We start from the raw sequence: 6,878 nt of genomic DNA, 5'->3' as shown, positions 1-6,878 counted from the left end.
CATCATCAGGCCTTAAACCAAGAATACTCTGAGCAATTTTCGTTTGATAAATTTCCGGTCTTACTATTTTTATCGTTTCCAAGCCAGCAGTCTCAAGTCCTTGCCGATATAAATTAGCAATAATCTTCCAGGAATAATGAGCCCTTCCAAATTTAAATTCCTCCGCAGCGATAAATGGCAATTTTTCTTCATCAATTGAATTACTAATAAAAATTCGTTGCTTCATTTAAAATCCAATAATTTATGTGTGCCGTACCAATTCAGATAATGTATTGTGTTATTTTATTTCCTTTGATATTGCTATCAAATTTTCAATATAAAGTAAATCATGACTCTCTTTAAAGTTATTATTATTTGACAGTTGAAAAATCTTGTTATCGTCTTTTACTTTTTTTGAAATATTATTAGGTAATAGATTTTCAGTGAATGCCATACCAGCAGATTGAGTCTGCAATACTACCAATTGCTGTAACGCATTCAATGCAGCTTCTATTTTATCGAAACGACAACTGCTCTCATTACTTATTAAAAAAAGCTGGTTTTTAATACCACGTAGTTTTCGTTCGACGGGATGATTTCCTTCAGGATTATTGAACAGCATGAATATCCATCCGAGTAGTGGATAGTGCTCTCTTCGGTAACTTTGAATCGCTGTACTAAGACCAAATAGCGCGACTTCACGTGTCTTGCCTTCTTTTGATAAGCATATTTGTACCAGTGTCTGTATCTTAGGAAATCCAGCGCGTAATCGGCCCAAGTAATAACCCAAGCCCTCAGAGTCCGGAGCCCTACCCAAAAGCGTTTGATAAGCACAGTGAACAAAATATTGGTCGTGAAGAGCCATCAACTCATCCAGTGTGGCTGCGACGAATGAAAGGGGCGGATTAATCACTGATACGGGGGTAAGCATGATGGCCTCAATAGAAGCGGGTTGACCGATTAGCTGCGGTAATTTCAAACCAGGCGAGATACTGGCCTGGGGTGGCTTTGCCTCACTCATGATCGAGGAAGCCAAATTAGGTTTGTTTTTTGGAGAAGCGAATGAAGCCAGCTTGCGCAGTGGTGCAGTTATCTTCCAGACAAGTGACCCATGTGTAGTGGCCAGGCTTTGTTGTACTTCGGACAGTCTTTGAAGCAACTGCAAACTAGCATCCTGCTCCGCCAGAATTTCAGCTCTGAGCTGCCCCTCCAGCGCTGTGCAAGCATCTGTTAGCTGCTGGTGCTCAGCCAATCTGGTGGCAAGTTCCGCCTCATATCGTTGCGCCTGCAATTGCTGAGCAAGATCGAGCGCCTGCGAGACTGCGAGTTCTTTAGTAAGTACTTCTTCGCGCAGCGCCCACGCCTGCTCCTGACGGCTGAGATTTTCTTGTACGGATTGCTGTTGCCGGATCAGGATCTGCTCGCGCACGTGATGCTGGTGCTGGAGCGCATCCAGTTGATCGCCGTGCTGACGTAACTGTTCAGCCTTTTCCTGCTCTGTTTGTTGCTGAACAGTCAACAACTCCCCGATCACTTCCTGCTCGCGCCGTACCTGAATACTCAGCAGGTTTTCCGACTCTTCGCGAGCCAGGCGGTATTGCTCGGCAAATTCCTCTTCACGCATGAGCTGGTCTTGCTCCAGCAGACGCAGCTCTTGCTGCCCCTCATGCAGTTGCAGGTTGAGGGCAACCTCTAGCTCAGCGTGTTGTCGATGCAAGGCAGCGGTTTCCTCCAGGTGTCTACGTGCCTGCACTGCCAATTCCTGCATCGCTTGCTGGTGACTCTCCAGCAATTGCGTGCCGACTTCCTGTTCGCGCCTTGCCCGGTCTTTTTGCAAATCCTGCAGCGCGATTTGGCTGGCTTGCAGCTCTGTCCTCAGTAATTGCTCACGCTCGCTGTGCTGATGATTGTTCGCGGCTAGCAGGCTTTCGTTCTCCTGGCTAACCAGGCTGTGTTGCTCGGCAAACTCCTTCTCACGCACGGCCCGGTCTTGCTCCAGACGGCGCAGCTGCTGCTGGCCTGCTTGCAGTTGCAGGTTGAGGGCAACCTCGCGCTCGCCCTGCTGTCGATGCAAGGCAGCCGTTTCCGCCTGGTGCCTGCTTGCCAGTACTGCCAATTCCTGCATGGCTTGCTGATGGTGCGCCAGTACCTGCGCGCCAACTTCCTGTTCGCGCCTTGCACGGTCTTTTTGCGCATCCTGCAGTGCGGTTTGGCTGGCGTGCAGCTCCGCCCTGAGTAATTGCTCACGCTCGCTGTGCTGATCATTGCATGCCGATAGCAGGCTTTCGGACTCCCGGCGAACCTGGCTGTATTGCTCGGCAAACTCCTTTTCACGCACGGCCCGGTCTTGCTCCAGACGGCGCAGCTCCTGCTGGCCCGCTTGCAGTTGCAGGTTGAGAGCAGCCTCGCGTTCGCTCTGCTGTCGATGCAAGGCGGCCGTTTCCACCTGGTGCCGGCTTGCCTGCGCGGCCAATTCCTGCATGGCTTGCTGGTGACTTGTCAGAATCTGGGTCCCGACTTCCTGCTCGCGCCTTGCCCGGTCCTTTTGCAAATCCAGGCGTTCATCCTGACTGGCTTGCAGCTCCGCCCTGAGTTCTTGCGCACGCTCGTTTTGCTGAAGAGTGAGCGCGAATTCCTGATCGCGATGGCGATGGATCAACTCAGTTTTTTCGACGGCGGCTTGTTGCTGTATCGCCAGCAATTGGGCACCAACGCTCTGCTCGCGCTGCACCAGTGTGTGCAGCACGTCATCGAGTTCCCGTCGCGATTTGCCGGTTTGTTCGACCAGTAGTTGCTCGCGCTTCGACTGCGTTTGCTCAACGCGGCGTAACTCTTCCTGACTAGCCTGCAGTTCCTGGCTGAGAATCTGCTCACGCATCGCGTGCTCGCGTTGCAGAGCACGTTCCTGCTCGGCATGCTGACGCTGAAATGATTGCTTTTGCTCATCGAAACTGCGCACCAGTTCGACCTGATCACTGGCCGCCTGTTGCTGGGCCATATGCAGTTGGGCTGCAGCCTGTTGCGCTTGCTCGCTCTGCTGATTTGCCAGCTGGTGGCTAGTGCGTGCAAGACGCGCTGCGTTTTCCGTTTCAAACCGCACCACGATCTCGCGCGCACGCACGCCATCCGCCAGTATTTTTTCGGCAACCATATCGGTTGTGGGCGCGGCCCATAATTCGGGTTCATTTGATTGCCGCAAACTCTGCAGGCGATCGAGTTTTGCCTGAGAAAAACCACTCAACAGCAGTAGCCCATGCACCTGATCTTCCAGCGCGACGAAGAAGTCTTTGTCTTTTGCGTCGTAATAAGTCTGCGGCACTTTGCAGTCAGAAAAATCGATATTGGTGACACCAAACTGACGAAGTTGCTGCCTGACTTCGTCGCGATAGTGTTGTCCGGTGCTCAGCGTATCGATATTTAATAACTGATCAGCATGGTCGATGCCTTCGAAGAGCCCGAGGCACCACAGCATGTAAAAGACCAGGTAGCTGTGTTCTGCCGATAGACGGTTGCGATCAAAATACGCCAGCTCCTGATTGATGTCATTGCTGTGAAAACACTCAAACCCGATCTCTTTTTTTAATCGGGCAATGACATCGGGATGACCTGGCGCATTGAGGATGAGCTGGCTTGTCAGGTCGAAATAATAGGTACTTTTATAGGACCACCATTGGTCCCACGGATTACGCCATAAATAAATGTGGGTACCACCCAATGCTTTCTTGATGGCACCGACCCGGCACGATGTTCGACACTCCTGAATCACCGGGCGACCTTTGGCATGGGTAATCAATGCCGTCAAATAGTCCATCAAACGGTTCTCGGTCTGCGTCGAAAAATACTCGTCGTAAATCATCGGCTTGGTAATGACCTCACGCCAATGTGCCGCCACCTCATAGAGTTCAAGAAAATACGAGTCGGTCAACGCCGGGTGTCGCAGCGCACGCATTCTGTCACCGACAAATGACAGCAAGTTTTCCGGGCTGTCTTTGGACAGGAGCGCTATTTCATGCACCGGCTCCTGATAGCACCAATAGCCATCCGTCGAGCGGCGAAATACCGAAAACAGGTAGGTACTGCCGGAGCGCCACAACGAGTGGATAAACACCGGTCCACGATGATCCTGCTGGCCATCTGTCCGGATAAGCATGTCGGGCTTGTTCATAGCAGTATGCTCAAGGCGGGTAATTTCATTTGCACAAGTAGTTGCTCCGCGCTTTCATGCCAGGTCAATGCGTTCGGGCTTCTGCCTACGCGTGGTTGTAGTGAACTTATTTGTGCCAGCCAGGCATCAATGTCGCTGGCGAAGCTGGCGACCGTTCCGCCAGAAAAGAAGGTCACACGGCTCCCGCCAATTTCGCGGAATACGGGAATATCGCGCGCCAGAACGGGTTTGTGGCGGAACACCGCTTCGATCAACGGCAAGCCAAATCCTTCGGCCCTTGAAGCAACGACGACACCTGTACAACAGGTGTAGAGCAGTTCAAGCAATTCGTCGCTGGCACTGTCGAGCCAGTGCAGGCGTATGCGGTTTTGCGGATGAGACAGCAAACTGCGCTGCAGCGGCTCGGTCTTCCATCCGGGCTTGCCAACGATGACAAGGTTAATATCGCGGCCCTGTTGCCAAAGCGCTTCGAACGCAGCGAGTACCTGACTGTGCCCTTTGCGCGGCTCCAGCGTACCGACCATCAGCACGGTGGGCTTGCTGCCGAACTCGCGTAACAGCTGGTCGATATTGTCTGGCAAGCCGCTGCTGGGCGCGCTGGCCTGTATGTCCGCCCCGAGCGGAATCGTATGGATAGGGATCGTCGTGCCGGGCAAGGCGTAACGGTGCTGCAGCCAGTGCGCCAGTTCTGCTTTGACCGTGTTGGAAATACAGATGATGCTATCGGCAAAAATGGCGATCGTCCTGAGCCATCGGCGAAAATTGCGCGTGGTCTTGGGCTTGAACCATTGGGGGTGTAACACCGGCAGCAAGTCATAGACGACGAAGTGGATTTCGGCTCCGTTGCGCTTCCATTGCGCCAGTTCGGTCCCATGCAGATGCAACAAGTGTGCGGCCAGATCCAGTCCGAGATAAAGATCACCGGTGCCGACCGTCACGACATCTGTCGCGGTCAGGCTTGGGATGTCGGCGTCAGGCAAACCGAACTGAGCTGGCGCGTAGCGGTAACCATGCTTGCGTGTGGCAAAGATCGGGCGAACTTGCCATCCGTCCGGCGGTTGCCTCAGCAGTTGCAGGAGTAGCGCCCTGACCACACGCTGTATGCCGGTACGGGCATCGTTGTTGATGATGACCGAGACATCGATCAACAGTTGTTTCTTGCCGGCTGCCTCGTCAGTGATTGCATCACCACGCACAGGCCATTGCAGCAATCTCCGTGCAATCGGCACGGGCAGCAGTGTCGCCAGATTGACTTTAGCGTTCAGGCATAGTGCGTTCATCATGATGCCGCATGCGCGTGATAGAACGCGAAGGCCTCGTCGACCTGGTCGAACGAATGCAGTTTTCCGGCGACGAGGACGGCGGCATGATCGCAGTGTTCACGCACATAGTTGGCATCATGGGAGACCAGGATCATGGCGCGGTCTTTACGTTTTTCAAAGAGTTCTACACGGCATTTCTCATGGAATCGGCTATCGCCTACCGAGACGATTTCATCGATCAGGAAACAGTCGAACTCGACTGCCATCGAAATCGCAAACGCCAACCGGGCGCGCATGCCGGACGAATATTTTTTTACGGGTTCGCGCAGGTAGGCACCCAGTTCCGAAAATTCTTCGACGAAGGGAATGGCGGGCTTGATATCGGCACCGTAGATGCGGCAAATGAAACGCAAGTTATCGAGCCCCGTCAGGCTGCCTTGAAAGGCCCCGCCAAAAGCCAGCGGCCAGGAGATGCTGATACCACGATGAATATGGCCGCTGGTGGGCAATTCTGCGCCACTGATCATCCTGATCAGGGTCGATTTACCGGCACCGTTACGCCCCAGAATCCCGATTTTTTCGCCTTTGGCAACACGCAGATTGATCCCGTCAAGCACGGTGCGCGGGCCCGACCGGGTCGGATAGACCTTGCTGACGTTGTCGAGCATGATCATTCCGGCTCCACCCGGCGACCGGCTTCCCGGACCAGCGCAAGCCCGAGCAGCGTCAGGCACAGGTTAATGAACGACATGTAGGCAACGTCGTAATGCGCGTGCACGGCCTTGCCGAAGTACCCTTCGCGCAGGATTTCCACGCCATGCACCATCGGCAGCCACAGCACGACGGTCTGTGCCGATGACGGCAGCCAGTCGACCATGAAGGCAGCGCCCGACAGCGGAAACAGCAAATACGAGACGGGATGCCAAATCTTTTCTACCAGTTCCGAACGCTCGCTGAGTGCTCCAATGGTCAATGCGAGTGCAGCACCAAACCAGGCCAGCAATGCCCAGCCAAACGCCATCTTGAGTACATCGTCCGGTAATGCCATCCAGCCAATGGCACTAAAGAACAGTGTCAATACAACGAACGAAATGGTAGCTCCGGCCATTTCAAGAATGATTCTCGAAGCAAACAAATCAATGACCCGGACGTTGCGGTGGTACATCAAGCTGAGATTGGGCGTAATGGCACCACTGCAGCGCATGACAGTATTGCGCCATAGCAAAACTGAGGAATAGCCGGTCACCGCAAATGCCGTAATAGACAAGCTTGAACCATGGGTTGCTTTAGTCGCATTCCACAGCGCCGTCACGCCCAGCGTGAACATCATCGGCTCGACAAATAACCACAAAAAACCAATGTTGTGACGACCATAGCGAGTGATGACTTCCCGCATCAGCAACGCCCCGATCACCCTTGCCTGAATGGTCAAGGATCGACGTAGCGGCGTTTGAGTGAGGGCGGACATTGTC

At 53.4% G+C, this 6,878-nt stretch carries 5 protein-coding genes; all 5 read right to left on the bottom strand.

What is annotated here, in order from left to right; genetic code table 11:
• Positions 1 to 226, bottom strand: a 226-nt coding sequence (locus QN370_RS15045) for a hypothetical protein (RefSeq protein ID WP_323581742.1), incomplete at its 3' end; no start/stop codon positions are given.
• Positions 227 to 277: 51 nt separating this feature from the next.
• Positions 278 to 4,144 carry a DUF4214 domain-containing protein gene (locus QN370_RS15040; protein ID WP_322126665.1) on the bottom strand — a complete coding sequence of 1,289 codons (3,867 nt, stop codon included), beginning with the start codon at positions 4,142 to 4,144 and terminating at the stop codon, positions 278 to 280.
• A complete protein-coding gene (locus QN370_RS15035) occupies positions 4,141 to 5,427 on the bottom strand; it encodes a glycosyltransferase family 1 protein (RefSeq protein WP_322126664.1) in 1,287 nt (428 codons plus the stop codon). Before QN370_RS15035 ends, QN370_RS15040 begins: the two co-directional genes overlap by 4 nt.
• Positions 5,424 to 6,080, bottom strand: coding sequence for an ABC transporter ATP-binding protein (locus QN370_RS15030; RefSeq protein ID WP_322126663.1), 657 nt, complete (start codon positions 6,078 to 6,080; stop codon positions 5,424 to 5,426). Before QN370_RS15030 ends, QN370_RS15035 begins: the two co-directional genes overlap by 4 nt.
• Positions 6,077 to 6,874, bottom strand: coding sequence for an ABC transporter permease (locus QN370_RS15025; protein ID WP_322126662.1), 798 nt, complete (start codon positions 6,872 to 6,874; stop codon positions 6,077 to 6,079). The genes QN370_RS15030 and QN370_RS15025 overlap by 4 nt, the downstream gene beginning before the upstream one ends.
• Positions 6,875 to 6,878: the final 4 nt, after the last annotated feature.

The organism is Actimicrobium sp. CCI2.3, assembly GCF_035019065.1.
Classification (GTDB): Bacteria; Pseudomonadota; Gammaproteobacteria; order Burkholderiales; family Burkholderiaceae_D; genus Actimicrobium.
This window is presented reverse-complemented; position numbering and strand designations above follow the sequence as displayed.